The sequence below is a fragment of the Helicobacter ibis genome (assembly GCF_027859255.1).
Lineage (GTDB): Bacteria > Campylobacterota > Campylobacteria > Campylobacterales > Helicobacteraceae > Helicobacter_D > Helicobacter_D ibis.
In genome coordinates this window covers 375,295-394,070 of sequence record NZ_JAQHXR010000002.1, presented here as the reverse complement: position 1 = coordinate 394,070, position 18,776 = coordinate 375,295, and the positions used below count along the sequence as shown (strand labels likewise).

Genomic DNA, 18,776 nt, shown 5'->3' with positions numbered 1-18,776 from the left:
ATATACTCCTTGTTTATTCTTTGAAGGGTATTTCTAAATCTTTGCAACCCAATGTTTTTATTTCTTCTATTTCTCTAGTGAGTTTGTCAAGTTGATTTTTAATTGCTTCAATTTCTGTTATTGAATTATTTTCTGAATATTCCTTGGCAACCTCCTTGATTATTTTCTTTACTTCCACTTCTTTATCTGCTAGAAATTTTTTAACTTCTTCTCTTGTTTTGTTTTCAATATCTCTCATATTTTCATCATTCTTTCGTTTTAAGTAAAAAAATGATGAGATTCCAAATAAACCAATGATTGCTGATAGAATCAGCACAAAATTATTGTAATAGGACATATAAAAACCAAAATAATCTTTTGCTGAAATCAATTTACTTTCAGTAATCAATTGTTCTAAATTTTTTTTAATATCTTTTTGTATATCAATATGATTTCCCATTAAAAAGGCGTTTTGCGATATTGCCTCATAAGTCAGCCATAATACAAAAGAATATAAAATAAAAAAAATTAAAGTCCAAAAAGTTAAAACAAAAAAGCCAGATGATAAAAATTTCTTCAAATCTTATCCTTAATAGACGTTTTACCAGATAATAAAAATAAGTCATCAAGATGTATTGTATTAGAATTTTTTTTTATTTCATGTTTTAGAAGTAAAAAATTTTCTAAAAAGCGATATTTCAATTCATTGATAACTATTTCTTTTAAATCGTTTTTTTTTAGCTTTTTAACAATATGGTGTCTAATTTCAAAAGAATTCTGTTTGCTATTTTTTCGATACTCCTTAATTTTATTTTGTGTAATCAAGAATGTTTGATAATAAGCAAGAGGAGTATTTTTTTTTGCCATCTTTTTAAAGATAAATTTTCCTGATTGATTATAAAAAATAATAACACCTACATTGCATGGTAATTCTAAATTAGAATTTATGAATTTTTGGTCAAGTATTACATAAACTCTGTCACATATTTTGAGATAATCTTGTATTTGATCATTAAGTTTTGCAAGATTATCTTTGCAAGATTTAATCTCATATCCAATGATATTATCTTTTTCTATAGTTAAAATATCAAATTTTCGTTTTCCTCTAATAACTGGGACTTCTATGGAAGCTAACAATAATTCTTGTTGTTTTTTGATTAATTCTTGTAAGAATAAACACTTGATTCGTTTTTCTTCCATCTATTTCCCTTCGATTATTTTTATCTCATCATTATTTAAATTATACAATTTATACGCCAAATTATCGATTTTAGATTCTAATTCTTTGGTGTCTGTGGTTGGGTCTTTGGCTTTGGATTCTAAAATTTGCTCTACTAGACTTATTATCTCATCACTTAAGGCCTTGTTTGTAGAATCTATTTTTGGGATAGGGATATTTAATAAAGGCTCTTTGTCTATTTGATAATTATTGCCCTGCATTTTTCCTTTGTGTTTTAACCAAAATGCGATAAGTTTTGAATTTAAAATAGCAGTTAAATATTTTGTATCAATTTTTTGAGTTTTTATAATATAAAAAGTAGCCGACACATAACAATCAAAGTCAACATAACTAAACTTGGGTTCACCTACGCATTTTCTAAGTGCGATAATTCTAGAACTTCCTGTAAAAAACCTTTCGTCTCTTGCTCTATGTAGTCCATAAGGTTTATTGTCTGAAGTAATGACTTTTTGAAATCTATCTAGATGCTTTTTTAAATTTGGATAATTATCCATAGAGTTTGGCTTCTTAAATGAAGAATCTGTATATATAACCCAAAAATTATTATTTTTTTCAACAAAATATTTCTTTATATCATCACTTTCGTAAATAGGCTTTAAAAGACTTTTTTCAAACTCTAGAAGTTGCAATTGTTTCAATTCTTCTTTTGTTAGTTTTTGAATACCCTGACCAATACAAAAACCCTCTCCCAAAATCCCTAAAGATTTTTTATTTACATTTTCTTGCGGATAAACTATCCCTTGTGCCACTTCACTTTCTTTAAGATAAAAATTTCCATATTTTTGAATCTTATTAAAAATCTCTTCATAATCATTCTTTGTAAAATTTAGAGTTTTACCTATAAAATCTTTTGGAGAAAAATTTATTTCTAAGATTTCGTTATTTTTGGATTCTTTGTTGTTTAAAATATCTTGTAAGTCTTCATAAGTTGGGGTTTTGGTCGTGATTTTTGCAAAATGGAATTTATAATTTTTAGGTGGCTTTGTTTTTTGGAATTGCATTATCATTGTTTGGATACTTGCAGAATCAAACACCATAAAAGAGTTAAAATCAATAAGACTTAAAATTTTAGATTCTTCTAAAACTATATTGCGTAATTTTTTAGCCCCTGAATTTGTAGTCCAATTATTTGTAACGATAAACGATAAAAAGCCATTTTTCTTTAATATGTCAAATCCACGACCCACAAAATGATACCAAATGTCCATTTTGCCTTGATAGGTTCTTAATTTTTGTATTTGCAAAAAGCTCTTTATTATCACTTTCTTTAATATAAGGCGGATTGCCAATTATTAGATCAAAGCCTTTAAAATCTCCACTCTCATCTAGTGCTTCTGGGAATTCAAATCTCCATTCAAATGGTTTGTTTGATTCTAGATTAAAGATAGAGTTGTATTTGTCTTGTAGTTTTGCAAAGTCGATTTGTGCTTCTTTCTCATCAAACTCGAGGAAAAATCCCGCTTTGACATAGATAGAGAGATCTTTGTCGTCTTTGGCTATGTAGTTGCCGTATTTTTGACTATATATATCGCACTCTTTTTCAAAAGCTTTGATTTCTTTTTTGAACTTATCTCTAAAGCAGAATTTTTTGAATGCTTCTTTTAGGTTTTTGATGTCTTTATCTATGTCGGCTTTGCTTGTGTAGAATCCTTGCTTATAGTTTGAGACAGATTTTTTGTAGTCTTCCATTTTTTGCTTAATGTTTGGGTAGTGGTTAAGGCTTTGAGTTATATCAAAATAAGAGATAAGAGAATTACCGCATTTGATATTTATATCTATATTTGGCAGTGTTTGGAGGGTGTTTGTGTTGTCTGTATCATCAAAGATATAGTAGCTATATTTCAGTAACTCTATCCAAAGGCGTAGCTTTGTGATTTCACAAGAATTTGGATTTATATCCACACCAAAGAGGCAGGATTCTATTATTTCTTTTTTTAAGTGGAATAGTTCTTTTTGGATTTGGTGCTGTGGCTCATTCTCATCGCTTGGGCGTGTGTAGCTAAATATATCTCCATTTTGTCTTATTACTATTTCATCATTTTCTAGCTTTAGCGTGGTTTTGAAATCTAGTGAATCTAGCAATCCTATTTCATATGCGATAAGCACGATTTCGTTTAGCGCAGAGACTAGAAAATGTCCGCTTCCTACTGCTGGATCGCATATTTTTAGGCTAAGGAGGGTTTGGAGTAATGATTCTTTAGATATGTTTTGCTCTCTAGCTATGTGGAGTATGTCTTTTAAGTTTTTTGCATTCCAGCTAAATGCTTCATTGAATCTATTAAGTATAATTTGCGTTATACTCTCTTTACACATATAGCTTGTAATAAAGCTAGGTGTGTAAAAGCTCCCTTCTTTATAGCCATTTAGCTTCTCAAACACAAGTCCTAGCACAGATGAGTTTATGAGTTTGTCGTGGTTTATCTTAATGTTATCTTGTATATCTTTTGGTGTGGTGGTGAAGCTATAAGCATTTAAGAATCTAAATAGATATTCTAAGAGTGGCAATGATCCTTGCGTGTCTTTTAGGATTGATTTTTTGTAAAGTTCTAGTGGTTTAGAATCTAAAAGCTTTATCTCTTTGCCCTCTTTTTCTAGTTCGCTTTTGCCAAAAAGACTTGAGTTAAGATAAGGGATAGATTGCAGTGCTTTAGGTATGGTGCTGTTTCTATCCTTTTGCCTTATGGCTAATACTTCAAAAAACAATGAATTTAGCGTCCTAAAGTCTGGTATATCTTCATGGTTTAGAAATGGTTTATCAAAGTGCTTAAAAGAAATAAGCATAGATTCTAAAAGCCGTAAAAATAAAATGCGGTTATTCCATAGGGTGATGAGGCTAAATATCTTTTCAAAATCTTGTTCTATGTCTAGTCCTAGATTCTCTCTTATGACATAGCTTAGTGTGTTTGGTGTTGAGCTAAGCTTGATTAGTTTATTGCTTCCATCTTCTTTTAGTCCTAAAATATAGAGTAGCTCTTCATAGAAATTTTGATTAAGCACATTGCTATCAAAGTTGGATTCTCTGCCAAGTAGCATATGAGGGCTAAAGATCTGATAGAGTAGGGTAGTATCTGTATCTTTGATGGTAAAATGTGTGAAGATTATTTCTGTATCTAATTTGTTTATAATATCTTTTGCTTTTTTGTAGAAAGTTTGTGTTCTTTTGTTATTTACATCTGCATCGCCTACATCTTTGTAGTGTTTTTGTATGTCTTTGTTTTTGATAGAGTTTTTCAAAGTATTTTGATTTTATTATATAAAATGTATCTATGGTGCATAGAGATATGAATTTTATATGATTATTTCCTTGCTCCCTTTCTCTTATGTAATATAGTAAGCTTTCATAGAATGCTTTTAAATCTAGTGTGTTTTGAGATTTTGGGAATTCTTTTTTATTGGCTACTAATTTTACTTCAAAGAATGTTTTTACTTCGTCATTTTCATATATGGCAAGATCTATTCTTTGTTTTGTATTTATTTTTGGGTAGCTAAATGCTTGTTTTAAAAAATCTGCAAAAAGATTTTTTTGAAATTCCTCACTCTCGCTCGTATCTTTTGTTGTTTGTTTTTGGCATTCTCTTAAGAAGTTATTTAGATGTTTTTGGAATCTTTTTAGAGATTCTTTTGTAGGTATGGGTAGGTTATAATCTTTTAGAAATATATTTAGAGGTATTTTGCTATATACCATGTTTATTCCTTGTATTGTAGAAATGAATTCCCAAAATTCTTTGATTGGTTTTTAGTGTTAGAATACAGCATAGCATATAAGCTACCTGTATTTAGATATATTAAGGATTAGTTTATATGATAGTTTGGTGCTTCTTTTGTGATCATTACATCATGCACATGAGATTCTCTAAGTCCGCTTTGTGTGATTTCTACAAATTCAGCTTTATCCCATAGTGTCGTTATGTCTTTTGCACCTAGATAACCTAAAGAAGCAGAGATTCCACCTACCATTTGATATACTATATCAGCAATCTTTCCTCTATAAGGAACTCTACCTTCTATACCCTCTGGGACTAACTTTTCTCGTGCTACACCTTCTTGGAAATATCTATCAGAGCTACCCCTATTCATAGCGCCCAAACTTCCCATTCCTCTATAACTCTTATATTGTCTTCCTTGATAGATTATCATCTCTCCCGGAGATTCTTCTGTCCCTGCAAACATACTTCCTATCATAACGCTACTTGCTCCTGCCGCAAGGGCTTTTGCTATATCACCAGAGTATTTTATCCCACCATCTGCTATTAGTGGCACCCCATTTTTGTGACATACTTCAGCTACATCAGCTATTGCAGTTATTTGTGGCACTCCAACTCCAGCTACGATTCTAGTTGTGCATATGCTTCCCGGTCCAATTCCAACCTTTACTCCATCAGCACCAGCATCAATAAGAGCCTCTGCGGCTTTGCTTGTGGCTATATTTCCAACTATTACATCTACTACTAGATCTTTTTTAATTTTCTTTAGAGTTTCTATTATTCCATAGCTGTGTCCATGTGCAGAATCTAGCACTAATACATCAGCTCCAGCTTCAACTAATGCATATGCTCTATCAAATTGATTAACACCAATTGCAGCACCAACACAAAGTCTGCCGAAGTCGTCTTTGTTTGATCTTGGATATTCTATTCTTTTTTGTATGTCTTTTATTGTTATCAGTCCTTTTAGAATCCCGCTTTCATTTACTATTGGAAGCTTTTCTATTTTGTTTTTATTCATTATTTCTTTTGCTTCTTCTAAGCTTACGCCAACTTGTGCTGTAATTAGAGGTGCTTTTGTCATTACCTCTTTTACTAATCTATTTAAATCTGTCTCAAACCTTATGTCTCTATTTGTTAGGATTCCTATTAGGCTACCGCTATCATCTACTACTGGTACACCGGAGATTTTGTAAGAATCTGTAATTTCTTTAGCTTGTTGAAGTGTAGAATCTGGGCTTATATATATTGGATCTAGTATTACACCACTTTCACTTTTTTTGACCTTTTTTATTTGTTCTGCTTGGGATTTCTCGTCCATATTTTTATGTATGATACCTATGCCACCAAGCCTTGCCATTGCTATTGCGGTTTTGTATTCTGTAACTGTATCCATTGCGGCTGATACTAGAGGTATATTTAGTTTTATATTCTTGCTTAACTTGGTGCTTAGAGATACTTCTTTTGGTAATACTTCAGAATATGCAGGGACTAATAATACATCTTCAAATGTTAATGCTCTCGCTCTTATTTTCATTGCTTCTCCTTATTTTATTGATTGTTCCAAATTTAATGCAAGATCTAGAATCTTTTGCTCATCAAAAGCATTTCCTATTAGCTGCATACCAATTGGTAATCCATTATCTTCACATACAGGAAGTGAGATAGCAGGAAGTCCAGCTAGATTAACTCCTATAGTGTATATATCTTCTAAATACATTTGTAGTGGAGTTTTAATATCATCAAAGCCAAATGCAATACTAGGTGTAATAGGAGATAATATCGCATCACACTCGCTTAATATTTCATTGTATTGTCTTGCAATTAGTGTTCTAACTTTTTGTGCCTTTATATAGTATGCATCGTAATATCCGCTACTAAGAACAAATGAACCAAGCAAGATTCTTCTTTTTACTTCTTCGCCGAATCCTTGTGATCTAGTTTTTATGTATAGTTCTTTTAGGTTATTTATATCTTTTGCTCTATTGCCATATCTAACACCATCGAATCTTGCTAGATTTGAACTTGCTTCAGCTGTGCATATTATGTAATATGCAGAGATTATATAGCTTGTATCTAGCATTTCTTTTTCTACTATTTTATGTCCATTTTTACTTAGAATGTCTATTGTATTTTGATATGCATTTTGTATGTTTGCTTCTGCATCTTTTAGCAATGAAGGCATGATAGCGATTGTCATTTTATTGTTTGGGTTTAGATTTTTAAATGTATTTGTAGATTCTAGCTTTGCAGAAGTTGAATCTAAACTATCATAACCACTTATAGCGTCAAATAAAATAGCACAATCTTCCACATTTTGTGTAATTGGTCCTATTTGATCTAAACTTGAGCTATATGCTACTAGTCCATATCGGCTAACTCTTCCATATGTTGGTTTTAGTCCTACACAACCACAAAAACTAGCGGGTTGCCTAATGCTTCCACCAGTATCGCTTCCTAGTGCGGCTATTGCAATGCCTCCTGCGACCGCAGCAGCACTTCCTCCGCTACTTCCACCTGGGACTTTGCTTTTGTCTTTTGGGTTTAGTGTTTTTCCATAGCAACTACTAGCAGTGGTGCTTCCCATAGCAAATTCGTCCATGTTGGTCCTGCCAAATGGAGAGAGTCTATTTTTTAGCATATTAGAAATTGCAGTTGCATTATAAGGTGCGATATATCCTTTTAGTATATTGCTAGAGCATGTAATTTCCCAATTTTTTACATTTATATTATCTTTAATGGCTATTGGAACTAGACTATCTTCATAGTCTAAAATCTCTCCTACATAAGCGTTTAGATCACTATTTTTTATTTTTTCTTTTAAGGTTGCTTTTAGTTGTAGTATTTCATCTTTATCTAGTTGTAGTGCTTCTTTTAGGGTTGGAATACTCATTTTGGAATCTCCATTGTAAAATTCTGGAATTATAACAAATTTATAGTTTATTGCCTTGCAATAGTTGTGAAGTATCTATTTTGAAATCAAAATATTGCGAAGCAGTTTTTAAATCCCCTACACGAGAGAATTGAGAGACCGCAGCATTTAGATTTTGATCTTGTAGATATAAGATACCATTTGCGATTCTTGTTTCATAGTTTGTTGGTGATTCTAGCTTTGATAATTGCAATAGTGCTGCTGCATTTTCAATATGTCCAGCACCTATTGCTGCAACTGATGTTAGAAATAGAGTTTGAGTGTCATTTTCTTTAAAGTCATCTATAAGACTATTGTATAAGGTAAAGGCTTTTTCAAATTCTTGTAGATATATATATGTTAGAGCTAATGCTTGAATCACACCTCTTGCTTCATTTTGTTCTGTTATTAGTCTATAATCTAGGTCTTGTTGCACATAGTGTAGAGTTCCTATTATATGTGCTACTTTGACATACATTTCTCTAACTACTGCAGGTCCGTAATATATTGGTTCTTTATTTATTGTTTTATCTTGATAGTAGTTTTGGAGTTTTAATGATAAGGCTTTTGGATCATCTTCATAATTAATTGCTAATAGTTCAAGTAGGTTTGTTAGAGGATCTTTTGGCATTATTTCTTTTAGATTTGTAGCTGATTGTATCATTAGGCTTTTGTCGTTTAGTTCTATTGCTTGTGCTAGATTTAGTGCATAGTGTATTGCTTTATTGCTTTTTTTATCTTCTAGGAATTCGAGTGGCACTGGGATTCCATTTCTTGCGTAGTTTAGCATAGCTTGAGTAAATTCTTGCTCGTTTTTATCGGCTTCATAGTTTGATATTTCTCTTCCTAACTCATTTTCTAATCTTTGAGTATCCCTATATGTTAGCTTTGCAGTTATTAATGCAAATATTCCAGTTTGGACATCTTTAGGATTTAGGTGGAATGAACGTATAAAGTGCTGATATGCTTTGTCAAAATCACCCATTTGAGCATAATTTACCCCCAAGTTGTAGTGCAAAATCGAATGGTTTGGATATTGGTTGGATACTGCTTGAAGTAGCTTGTTTGCATTTCGTATATTTCCATTTAGTGTTTCTAATATTGCATTTGCGATGTTTCTATTTACCCTTGATATTGTATTTCCTCTAAGCAATACTTCTTTTGCTTCATTTAGATTTTCTATATTTATATTAATCCCACCTTCAGCTATTATGTTAAATGCCTCTTTAGCATCAAAAACTTTGTATGGTGCAAAGTAAAAAATAATTTCATAAGAATTTAGTTTTAGTCCTTTAAATTCAGACCAGAATCTTTTTTGTGCTACATTTACATCAAAGAAATCTTTTCTTAGAGTGATTTGTATTGGGTATGGATTATCTTTTATTGCTTCTTTATTATCAGAGTATTTAGCTAGAATTGATCCTGCAGCACCAAATTCTGCTAGTTTTAATTTTATTAGTGCTAAAGCCATGTTTGATTGTAGTGTTTCCCCAAAAGCACCTATTGATTGCAATAATAAATTGTTTGCTTCTTCATATCCTCCGATTCTTGCATAAAGTAATGCTAGGTTAAACCAGTTTTCAGAATCAGAAGAGTGTTTGCTTAGATATTCGATTGCTTTTTTGTCATTATTAAAATAAGAATAAAGTGAAGCTAACATGTAGTTACTTTCTTCATCATAATATTGAGAACTTCTGTTTGTAAGTGGTGATATAGCTTCTATGTAGTTTTTATTATAGTATTGTGTTAGGGCATATAAATATGAGTATATTTTAAGATTTCCAGAATATGGCAAGTAAGCTTGTGCTAATTGTAGATAATAATTTTGTGTTAGTGGTTCTTTTAGGTATAGTGCCGATACAGAGGCATTTATTGCGCTAGCTACTCTATCATCACCAAGTGTTATTGTTGATTGGAATGATAATATTGAATCTTTATATGATTTTTCTTCCATTTGTGCTACACCTAAATTATAGCTAGATAGTGCTTCAGAGTAGTTTGAGATTTTTCCATATAAATCTAGTGCTTCTCTTTTGTTTCCTGTTGTATATAGGAAGTTTGCTTTTTTGATTAGATTTTCTAAATCTTCAGCATTATTTATTATATCTTCACCTTTTTCTATTGAGAACTCTGGAGGTGCTATTTTTTCTATTGGCTTTGGTTGTTCTGTTTCATTTTTTAGGAAATGTCCTACTAAAAATATGAATCCCAAAATTAAAAATCCAAGCAATAAAGCTAGAAAAATTGTTAATTTTTTGTGTTCACTAAAGAATTTTGTTATTTTTTCTAGTTTACTCGGTGGCTTTACTTCTTCTGGTTCTTTTTTTAGTATGTCTTGAAAGATATCAAAGTTATCACTAAGGTTATCATCAAGGCGTATTACATTATCATTATCAGCCATTTATTTACCTTAGATACTCTCTTAAGACTTCTGGTATTTGTATTTCACCATTTTCTGTTTGATAATTTTCCATGATGGCAACTAAAGTTCTGCCAACTGCTAAACTTGAGCCATTTAGCGTATGTGCTAGTATATTTTTTTTGTTTTCATCTTTGTATCTTATCTTAGCCCTTCTTGCTTGAAAGTCTCTTGTATTAGAAATGGAGCTAATTTCTCTATAACAATTTTGTCCTGGTAGCCACACTTCAATATCAATAGTATTGCTAGCACTAAAGCCTAAATCCCCACCGCATAATTGCACTAATCTATGTGGTAATCCTAAAGATTCTAGCAACAAAGAAGCACATGTAACCATTTTATTTTGCATTTCATCACTATCTTTTTGTGAGGTTATTGCTACTAATTCTACTTTGTCAAATTGGTGTTGCCTTATTATCCCTCTTGTGTCCCTTCCAGCACTTCCTGCTTCTTTTCTAAAGCATGGTGTATATGCAGTCATCATTAGTGGTAGTTTGTTTATATCTATTATTTCATCATGATATAGATTTGTTAGCGTAACTTCTGCAGTTGGGATAAGATATAAATCATGTCCCTTTTTGGTGTCATCATCAAAAGTTGAATCTGAAATCTTAAATAAATCATTTTCGAATTTTGGTAGTTGTCCTGTTCCAAACATCATTTCTGAATTAACAATGGCTGGAGTTTGAATCTCATTAAAGCCATGCTTTGTATTAAAATCAAGCATATAATTAATAAGTGCTCTCTCTAATTTCGCACCAAGCCCCATAAATACGCTAAATCTGCTTTTAGCCAACTTAACGCCTCTTTCAAAATCTATCCAACCATTTATTTCTGCTAACTCCCAATGTTCTTTTGGAGTGAAGGAAAAACTCTTTGGAGTTAATACCTTTTTTATTTCTACATTATCATTTTCATCTTTGCCAAAAGGCGTCTTATTATCTGGTATGTTTGGGATTATATGAGATAAATTTTGTAGTTTTTCTTCTAGTGCGGTTACTTCTTTTAGTTCATTTGATATTTCTATTTTTAATTTGTCGCATTCTTCTTTTAGTAAATTTATATCTTTGCCTTCTTGTTTGTATTGTGCAAACATTTTGCTTTTGGCATTTTGTGTAGCTTGTAGTTCTTCTAGTGATGTTTTTTTGTTTTTGTATGCTATGCTTGTTTCTTTTAGGGTGTTTAAAAAGTTTTTATCTATGTTTCGTTTTGATAATTCTTTAATTGTGCCTTCAAAGTTGTTTATTAGTAGTTTTAAATCAATCATAGATAATCCTAAATAGCAAGTTAATCGTAGAATTTTAACGAAAAATAGTTTAATTTTTTTGTATAATTTCACAAAAATTTTAAAGAGGGTATCAATAGTGGATAGCGTTGGAGATTTTATTACTATTTTAAGCATTATGGGCGTTGTTTCGCTTGTCATTATAGTTGCTACTATTATTTCTGTGGCTAAGAGTGGTGATAAACTTACTTCTTTTGAGAAGAAAGTTTTGATATTTGTTGCAATAGCCCTTTGTCTTGGTATTATGATGCTATATATCTTTTCTAATTTGGAAGTCTTTAAGGCGGCTTTTTAGAGTTTATGCCTCTTCCAAATTCCGCTTTGGAATATTTTCCAATACACAAATGCTCTTAAAAATGTCTCTAGTGTTATGCAGATATAAATGTATATAACTGGATATTTTAGTGTTGCTAAAAAATAGCAAGGCAAGATTCTTAACCCCCATATCATAAGACTATTTACAATTAGTGTTATTTTTGTGATACCAGCTCCTCTTAGAGCCCCATCTAATATACATATAAATGCAAATGGCACTTGAGAGATTCCAATAGGGATTAGGTAGCTTATACTTCCCTGTATGCTTTCTATTTCGTCTGTAAATATAGCGGATAGATAGTATGCAAAGCATGTCATGCAAAGCCCTATTATCCCCATAAATATGCTACCTAACAGAATAGTATTTAATGTGCTATATCGTGCTTCTAGTGGTTTTTTGGCTCCTAGATTCTGTCCCATAAGTGCCATAGCTGCTATCATAAAGCCAAAGCCAGGCATAAAAGCAAACCCCTCAATTCTAGTGGCTATTTGATAACCAGCTAGTGTATGAGTGCCATATATTGCAATGAATTTATTCATTAAAATAATTGAAAAAATTGTAAGCAATCTTTCAAAGCCCGATGGAATCCCTATTTTAAATGCTTTTTTAATGTATTCTAATTTTATTGTTTTACCAAATGTTACGGGACTTTTTTTGTAAAGCCACAATACAAAAAACAAAGAACAAGTCTCAATAACATTAATAATCAAACTAGCAATAGCAGCACCTTCAATTTCTAATCTAGGAATAATAAAGAAGCCAAAAATCAAACAATATTTCAATAACGGATTTATTAGAGTTATTATTATTTTTATAAAAAATGGAATCTTTGTAGCACCAGCTGCAGAAAATGCAGAGATGACTACTTGCTTTATTAGTAAAAGAGGGATTCCAAATAAAAGTATTTGTAAAAAATTATCGCCAATTTGCTGTGAAAATTCATCAACTCCAATCCAAGCAAAAAATGGCGTATAGCATAAAAAAGCCAAGCATGTAAGAGGTATTGATATAATTGCTGTTGCTAGTGTGATACTTGTTATTGTGTTATTTGCCTCTAGTGGATTTTTTGCCCCTAAGAATCTAGATACAAGAGCATTATTACCAACAAAAACTATTGTAGTAAATGCAAAAATAATCATCATATAGCTTAAGCTAACCCCAACACCAACAATAGTAGTAGCCCCAAAGCTACCAAGCATAATTAAATCTATGGATAAATTTATAATATCCAAAAGAGAGTTTAAGCCAGAGGGAATAGCTATGTTTAGTATTTTTTTGCTTCTTTGCTTTGAGTAAAAGTATAAAAACCTTCTAGCCACGCGCTACCAGTCTTGCCACCAATGTTGAATCATCATTTTTGTTTAATAAAGATTCTTCATAAAATAATATCTCTAAGTTTAAAAAAGCCCTTAAAAGTTCATTTTTGTGTAGCATGTGATTTATGTTTATTGGTGTGTTATTTGGTTTATTTATCACAAATGTCTCAAAAATTAATATTCCATTTTTCTTTAAAGACTTTGTAATTTGGGGAAATAGTCTTCTATCTAAAAAGAAACTATTTACAACTAGAGCATATTTGTTTTCTTCTATTATAAAATCATCTAAATCAACGCATATTGCGTTTATATTGTGTTGGTTCTTTAGGCTTTCTATTGCTGTGCTTGATATATCTATACTATCCACAATAAACCCACTATCACGCATAAAATATGAGTTTCTACCCATTCCACAAGCAATATCTAGTGCAACTTTATACTCACAATCTTGTGCTAGATGAATATAATTTTTTAATAGTTCCAATGGTGTTGTATTTGGGGGATTTTCCTTGTGCTTTTTATCCCACTTTTCTTTATCGCTAATCATCAAAACGCTTTAAAATACTAGAGTAAGCATCAATTCTTCTGTCTCTTAAAAATGGCCAGATTCTCCTTACTTCCTCGCTTCTATTTTTATCCCATGTGAAATATAATATCTCTTCTTTATCTATACTGCCTAATGCTAGAATCTCACCTTGTGCGTCAAATGCAAAACTAGAACCCCAAAATCTAATCCCATTTAACACCTTGCTCTTATCTTGTTCAAAGCCAACTCTATTTATAGCTACAACTGGGATTCCATTTGCAATAGCATGCCCTCTTTGAACAGAAATCCATGCTTCTCTTTGTCTATCTTTTTCTTCCTTGCTATCTTCGTCAAACCAGCCAATTGCTGTTGGGTATATTAAAATCTCTGCTCCTTTTAAAGCCATGATTCTTGCAGCTTCAGGATACCACTGATCCCAACAAATTAGCACCCCAAGTTTGCCTAAGCTTGTATTTATTGGTTCAAACCCTAAATCTCCGGGTGTGAAATAGAATTTTTCATAAAATCCCGGATCATCAGGTATGTGCATTTTTCTGTATTTCCCAGCTATTGTTCCATCATTTTCAAACACAACAGAAGTATTATGATATAGCCCACTAGTTCTTCTTTCAAATAGTGAGCTAACTAGCACGATATTATTATTTTTAGCTATTTCGCTAAAGTATTCACAATCTTTATCAAAATCTAATGCATAATCAAAAAAATCTACATTTTCACTTTGACAGAAGTATTCGCTTGTGTGCAATTCTTGTAATAAAACCAATTTTGCACCATTTTGCGCAGCTTCTTTTATCATTTTTGCTGTTAGTTTTAGCGTATTTGGCTTATCGCCTTTGTATGATTGTTGTATTAGAGCTACTTTTATGCCCTCCATTAATCATCATCTCCTTCATATTCAGAATCACTACTATCATAGTCATCTTCATCGTATAAAAAATTATTTTTATTTCCGTAATTTTCGTAATCATCGTCTTTATCTATATCTTCATAATCTTCATACTCTTCATCTTCGTATGGTTTTGTGTATATCATATTAACTCCTTAAAATAAATGATATTGCCTCACTTGCAAGTCTTAACCCAAAAGATGCAGTAACTCCGCTAAAACTTCCAAGCTCTTTACATTTTGGCACTTCTGGGCTAAAAGCAACATAAAAATCACCTCTAAAATTTGCCTTTTTTAATCCTTCTCTAAATTTTCTTGCAAACTTATCCCCATGACTTTTCCAAATGCTTGCAAATTCTATTTTTGAAGGGTCTAGCTTTTTTGCACTACCTGTTGATGATAGTAGTATAGGCATAGTTTTTATCTTTGGTTTATTTGCTATTTTTAGTGCTAGCAATATTTTTGCATTTATATCATCTATTGCATCAATTACTATGTCATAAGATTCGAAGTTAAAACTATTTATGAATTCTTCATCTACTTTAGAATCTATGGCGTTTATTCCTTGATATTTTTTTGCTAGGACTTCTACTTTTTTTTGTCCTACACCTTCAAGGGCTCCTATTTGTCTGTTTTGATTTGTTTCATCAAATTTATCATAATCAACTATACAAATATTTCCAATACCTGTCCTATAAAGGCAATCAAGTGCGAAACTTCCAACACCGCCAACACCAAGTAGTAGAACTTTAGAATCTTGTAGTTTTTTAAAACCATCATCTTTAAATAATAGTAGTGTTCTTGTGAATCTTTTATCCATTATTTATCCATTGTTTTAGTGTATTTATTTTATCTCTTGCCGTAAAGTCAAGTGTTATAGGAGTGATTGATACATAATTATCAAAGACTGCACTAAAATCTGAAGTCTCATCTCCTTCTCTTTCCTTCCAAGATAGTGGATGTAATCCAAGCCAATAATATTCTTCGCCTCTTGGATTCCTGTGTAGTTGTGCATCGTTGCCATACATTCTAATTCCAAGCTCTGTTATTTTAAATCCCTTGCACTCTTGTTTGGTTATTTGTGGGATATTTATATTTAAAAATTGTCTATTTGCTAATGGAAAACCACCTTCTAGGACTTTTTTGGCAAGTTTATAGATACTATCTTTTGCAAGGGCAAAGTCAAATCCAAAATGATTCTTATCCTTTAATACTTGTGATATTGCAATTGATGGAATATCATGTAATGCACCCTCCATAGCAGCAGCTGCAGTGCCTGAATAACTCACATCTTCTCCCATATTTGAGCCTATATTTATCCCACTTACTATTAAATCTGGTGGATTATCATATAGAGAATATAGTGATAAATAAACACAATCAGTTGGAGTTCCATTATCTAGCTTATAAAAATCATCATCTATTTTTATGAATCTAAGCGGGTGTGTTAAGCTCATTCCATGCCCACATGCTGACTTTTCTACTGCTGGGGCTACTACTACTACATGTCCTAGTGGAGATAGTGCTTCTTTTAGAGCTAGAAGACCCGGAGATTCATATCCATCATCATTTGTTATAAAAATTCTTTTCATTAAACCTCTTTTAGATATTTCTTTAAAATAATATTTAGTATTTCTTGTGAGTTTGTATTTAGCTTTTTTATCTTTGAATCTATTTTTGTTTTTAATTTTTCTAGCTCATATCTAGCACCTTCTAATCCTAAAAGATTCACATAGCTATTTTTGTTTGTATCGTTATTTGTTGTTTTTAATGCTTCTTTTTCACTTTGTGTTGAATCTATAATATCATCTCTAATTTGGAAAAATAAGCCTAGCAAGATTCCAAGTTTTTTTAATGTTTTTAGTGTTTTTTTATCTACATTTGCAATTGCTCCACCCATTTGCAAAGAGGCAGAAATTAGTTTTGCAGTTTTGTTTATGTGTATTGTTTTTAGTGATGATAGAGGTAATTTTTTTTCTTCAAAATAACAATCAAGTGCTTGTCCTAGCACCATGCCATAGATTCCACCATTTTTGCTTAATATTTTTACTAGCTTTATTTTTGTCTTCGGTTTTAGCTTTGCTTGTGATAGCAGGTAAAATGCGTAGGTATTTAATGCGTCTCCTATTAGTATTGCTCCTGCTTCGTCGTATTTTGTATGAAGTGTTTTTAAACCTCGCCTTAATGAAGCATTATCCATGCTTGGTAAGTCATCATGTATCAAAGAATATGTGTGTAATACCTCTATTGCTAATGCTGGAAGGAATGCACATTGTATTTTGTGTGGTGCATAAGCTAAGACTATAGTCATTAATAGCTGTGGTCTAAATCTCTTACCACCGCCTAATACCATCTCCCATAATGCAGATTCATAATATGGGTGGAAACTCTCTATTTTTGGAGCATTTAGAGCTATGAAAGATTCAAAATCATCTAATGTATTCTGTAAAAGCGTTTTCATTTTGCGAATCTTTTGTATTAACTTCTATAAAAAATTGAAAATCATCTCTTGAAATAAGCCATTTTTGCTCACTATCTGGCATCTCTCCTAGCATTCTTATTATGTTGTTATATCCAGTTGGGACTTTTTTATTGTTTATTTGTATTATTTTATCTCCAACTTTTAGCTTATCAAATCCATTTTTAGCCGTTGATTCAACTCTTGTTATGACAAAATTATCAGATATTTCAATTCCGATTCTTGCTAGAAAATTTTCTGGTAATAGCATACCTCCCGTGCGTCTATCGACAACTACGAATGTATTTATTACATTATTATTCCTATTTATTCTAACTGGCACTTTACTGCCTTGTGGTAAATCAAAGACAACTCTGTTAAATGCTGCTAAATCAGGTATTGCCTCGCCATTTATAGCCATTATGATATCTCCATATGCAAATGGATTATTTTTAAAGAATGGATCTACGACATTTACCTCTATTAAACCTTCTTTGTTGCTAAATACTCTAATTCCTATATCCCCATAATAAATAGGATTATTTAAGAATCTATCTATATATCTTTTCTCTAAGAAGTAGTTATTTCCTATGCCAATTCCATATATATGGTCGCATATGGTTGATATTATTGAGCTATTAAATGTTGGGACATTTAAAGTAGCAAAATCAATTTGACTTTGTTGAAGTGTGCTTATTTTGCCACTAACGCTTTGTGTTGGGGTTATACTTGCTATTTCTTGCTCTAGTATATCACCATTTATTTCTCTTATATTAAGTGGTTTTAGTTTCTTTTTTGGTTTTAGAAGATACATTCCGACAAATGGGTCATGTTTTAGGATTGTGTATCCCCTTGGTGTTACCTTTGGCGAATAGTAAAAAAGAACAATTTCTCCATTATTATTTTTTAGTGCTACGCCATATTCTTTGCCAATTTTTTCCATTGATGAGGAAGCTTGTTTTTGACATACTCTAAAATCATACGCAAAAACACTTGTTATAGATAATAGAAAGCAAAATATTATTTTTAACATTACATACCCTTTAATCCACCAAGACCGATGTTATTCATCATATCCAGTGCCATACTTTTTCTATTTTGCTCAAAGCTCTTTAATGCATCATTAATTGCACTAATTAGCAATATTTGCATTGATTCTTTATCTTCTAGTAGAGAATCATCAATGGTAATATCAATTATCTCTCCATTTCCATTTACACTGACACTAACAAGCCCACCACCACTTTTAGCAGTAAATGTTAGATTTTTATTTTCTTCTTGTGCATTGCTGAATTGTTCTTGTAGGTTTTCTAGTGTTTTTAGTAAGTCTTGCGAATTAAACATGTTTTAAATCCTCTTTTATGTTGATTATTTTGTTGTTGCTATCTACTATTACTACTTTTGGTTTGTATGTTTTTAGTTCATCTTCTGTAAATGACGCATATGCTATTATTATTACTATATCATCTTTTTGAACCTTTCTCGCTGCAGCACCATTTAGACATATCTCTCCGCTTTTGCCCTCTATTACATATGTGGAGAATCTCTCACCATTATTTATATTTACTATATCTACCTTTTGTCCCTCAAGCAAGGAAGCTGCATTTATTAACTCTTTATCTATACTAATTGAGCCAACATAATTTAAATTTGCATCTGTTACTTTTGCTCGATGAATCTTGCTATATAGCATAGTCCTAACCACTACAAAACCAC

General features: G+C 31.6%; 17 protein-coding genes and 1 pseudogene. 1 reads left to right on the top strand and 17 read right to left on the bottom strand.

Annotated elements, in window-relative coordinates; genetic code table 11:
• Nucleotides 1–13: 13 nt before the first annotated feature.
• From PF021_RS05360 to serS, 7 genes and pseudogenes are all read right to left on the bottom strand, one after another.
• Nucleotides 14–559, bottom strand: coding sequence for a hypothetical protein (locus tag PF021_RS05360; RefSeq protein WP_271021400.1), 546 nt, complete (start codon nt 557–559; stop codon nt 14–16).
• A complete protein-coding gene (locus PF021_RS05355; RefSeq protein ID WP_271021399.1) occupies nt 556–1,179 on the bottom strand; it encodes a sce7726 family protein in 624 nt (207 codons plus the stop codon). Before PF021_RS05355 ends, PF021_RS05360 begins: the two co-directional genes overlap by 4 nt.
• A pseudogene (locus tag PF021_RS05350) lies at nt 1,180–4,904 on the bottom strand (type IIG restriction enzyme/methyltransferase). It abuts the gene before it with no gap.
• Nucleotides 4,905–5,011: 107 nt separating this feature from the next.
• On the bottom strand, nt 5,012–6,460 hold the full coding sequence (gene guaB / locus PF021_RS05340) for an IMP dehydrogenase (protein WP_271021397.1): 1,449 nt from the start codon (nt 6,458–6,460) through the stop codon (nt 5,012–5,014).
• A gap of 9 nt (nt 6,461–6,469) precedes the next feature.
• Complete coding sequence (gene gatA / locus PF021_RS05335) at nt 6,470–7,810, bottom strand: Asp-tRNA(Asn)/Glu-tRNA(Gln) amidotransferase subunit GatA (protein ID WP_271021498.1); 1,341 nt, start codon at nt 7,808–7,810, stop codon at nt 6,470–6,472.
• Nucleotides 7,811–7,856: 46 nt separating this feature from the next.
• Nucleotides 7,857–10,235, bottom strand: a complete 2,379-nt coding sequence (locus tag PF021_RS05330; protein ID WP_271021396.1) for a tetratricopeptide repeat protein — start codon at nt 10,233–10,235, stop codon at nt 7,857–7,859.
• Nucleotides 10,236–10,239: 4 nt separating this feature from the next.
• Nucleotides 10,240–11,520 (bottom strand): serine--tRNA ligase, encoded by a 1,281-nt coding sequence (gene serS / locus PF021_RS05325; RefSeq protein ID WP_271021395.1) that lies wholly within the window; start codon nt 11,518–11,520, stop codon nt 10,240–10,242.
• A gap of 97 nt (nt 11,521–11,617) precedes the next feature.
• Between serS and PF021_RS05320 the strand changes: the two genes are divergently transcribed.
• Nucleotides 11,618–11,833, top strand: a complete 216-nt coding sequence (locus PF021_RS05320) for a hypothetical protein (protein ID WP_271021394.1) — start codon at nt 11,618–11,620, stop codon at nt 11,831–11,833.
• Here PF021_RS05320 and PF021_RS05315 read toward each other — a convergent pair.
• The 10 genes from PF021_RS05315 to panD are packed head-to-tail and all read right to left on the bottom strand — an operon-like array spanning nt 11,830 to nt 18,753.
• The gene (locus PF021_RS05315) at nt 11,830–13,173 is read right to left on the bottom strand and encodes an MATE family efflux transporter (protein ID WP_271021393.1); all 1,344 of its coding nucleotides are present in this window, start codon (nt 13,171–13,173) and stop codon (nt 11,830–11,832) included. The two genes, PF021_RS05320 and PF021_RS05315, sit on opposite strands and share 4 nt — an antisense overlap.
• Nucleotides 13,166–13,717, bottom strand: a complete 552-nt coding sequence (locus tag PF021_RS05310; RefSeq protein WP_271021392.1) for a class I SAM-dependent methyltransferase — start codon at nt 13,715–13,717, stop codon at nt 13,166–13,168. The genes PF021_RS05315 and PF021_RS05310 overlap by 8 nt, the downstream gene beginning before the upstream one ends.
• Nucleotides 13,710–14,582: a carbon-nitrogen hydrolase gene (locus PF021_RS05305; RefSeq protein WP_271021497.1), complete on the bottom strand. Its 873-nt coding sequence runs from the start codon at nt 14,580–14,582 to the stop codon at nt 13,710–13,712. Before PF021_RS05305 ends, PF021_RS05310 begins: the two co-directional genes overlap by 8 nt.
• Nucleotides 14,583–14,590: 8 nt before the next feature.
• Nucleotides 14,591–14,749: a hypothetical protein gene (locus PF021_RS05300; protein ID WP_271021391.1), complete on the bottom strand. Its 159-nt coding sequence runs from the start codon at nt 14,747–14,749 to the stop codon at nt 14,591–14,593.
• 1 nt (nt 14,750) lies between these two features.
• Nucleotides 14,751–15,422 (bottom strand): ThiF family adenylyltransferase, encoded by a 672-nt coding sequence (locus tag PF021_RS05295; protein WP_271021390.1) that lies wholly within the window; start codon nt 15,420–15,422, stop codon nt 14,751–14,753.
• Nucleotides 15,415–16,194, bottom strand: a complete 780-nt coding sequence (surE, locus tag PF021_RS05290; RefSeq protein WP_271021389.1) for a 5'/3'-nucleotidase SurE — start codon at nt 16,192–16,194, stop codon at nt 15,415–15,417. The genes PF021_RS05295 and surE overlap by 8 nt, the downstream gene beginning before the upstream one ends.
• Nucleotides 16,194–17,063 (bottom strand): polyprenyl synthetase family protein, encoded by an 870-nt coding sequence (locus PF021_RS05285; protein ID WP_271021388.1) that lies wholly within the window; start codon nt 17,061–17,063, stop codon nt 16,194–16,196. The genes surE and PF021_RS05285 overlap by 1 nt, the downstream gene beginning before the upstream one ends.
• Nucleotides 17,032–18,093, bottom strand: a complete 1,062-nt coding sequence (locus tag PF021_RS05280; protein WP_271021387.1) for a DUF7488 domain-containing protein — start codon at nt 18,091–18,093, stop codon at nt 17,032–17,034. Before PF021_RS05280 ends, PF021_RS05285 begins: the two co-directional genes overlap by 32 nt.
• Nucleotides 18,093–18,404 (bottom strand): YbaB/EbfC family nucleoid-associated protein, encoded by a 312-nt coding sequence (locus PF021_RS05275; protein ID WP_271021386.1) that lies wholly within the window; start codon nt 18,402–18,404, stop codon nt 18,093–18,095. The genes PF021_RS05280 and PF021_RS05275 overlap by 1 nt, the downstream gene beginning before the upstream one ends.
• Nucleotides 18,397–18,753 carry an aspartate 1-decarboxylase gene (gene panD, locus PF021_RS05270; protein ID WP_407081415.1) on the bottom strand — a complete coding sequence of 119 codons (357 nt, stop codon included), beginning with the start codon at nt 18,751–18,753 and terminating at the stop codon, nt 18,397–18,399. The genes PF021_RS05275 and panD overlap by 8 nt, the downstream gene beginning before the upstream one ends.
• Nucleotides 18,754–18,776 lie beyond the last annotated feature (23 nt).

Excerpts from the sequence above, each read along its gene's own strand:
- PF021_RS05330 (WP_271021396.1), bottom strand. The coding sequence starts at position 10,235 with ATGGCTGATAATGATAATGTAATACGCCTTGATGATAACCTTAGTGAT.
- PF021_RS05295 (WP_271021390.1), bottom strand. The coding sequence starts at position 15,422 with ATGGATAAAAGATTCACAAGAACACTACTATTATTTAAAGATGATGGT.
- PF021_RS05300 (WP_271021391.1), bottom strand. The coding sequence starts at position 14,749 with ATGATATACACAAAACCATACGAAGATGAAGAGTATGAAGATTATGAA.
- PF021_RS05280 (WP_271021387.1), bottom strand. The coding sequence starts at position 18,093 with ATGTTAAAAATAATATTTTGCTTTCTATTATCTATAACAAGTGTTTTT.
- guaB (WP_271021397.1), bottom strand. The coding sequence starts at position 6,460 with ATGAAAATAAGAGCGAGAGCATTAACATTTGAAGATGTATTATTAGTC.
- PF021_RS05310 (WP_271021392.1), bottom strand. The coding sequence starts at position 13,717 with ATGATTAGCGATAAAGAAAAGTGGGATAAAAAGCACAAGGAAAATCCC.
- panD (WP_407081415.1), bottom strand. The coding sequence starts at position 18,753 with ATGCTATATAGCAAGATTCATCGAGCAAAAGTAACAGATGCAAATTTA.
- PF021_RS05275 (WP_271021386.1), bottom strand. The coding sequence starts at position 18,404 with ATGTTTAATTCGCAAGACTTACTAAAAACACTAGAAAACCTACAAGAA.
- serS (WP_271021395.1), bottom strand. The coding sequence starts at position 11,520 with ATGATTGATTTAAAACTACTAATAAACAACTTTGAAGGCACAATTAAA.
- surE (WP_271021389.1), bottom strand. The coding sequence starts at position 16,194 with ATGAAAAGAATTTTTATAACAAATGATGATGGATATGAATCTCCGGGT.
- PF021_RS05355 (WP_271021399.1), bottom strand. The coding sequence starts at position 1,179 with ATGGAAGAAAAACGAATCAAGTGTTTATTCTTACAAGAATTAATCAAA.
- PF021_RS05285 (WP_271021388.1), bottom strand. The coding sequence starts at position 17,063 with ATGAAAACGCTTTTACAGAATACATTAGATGATTTTGAATCTTTCATA.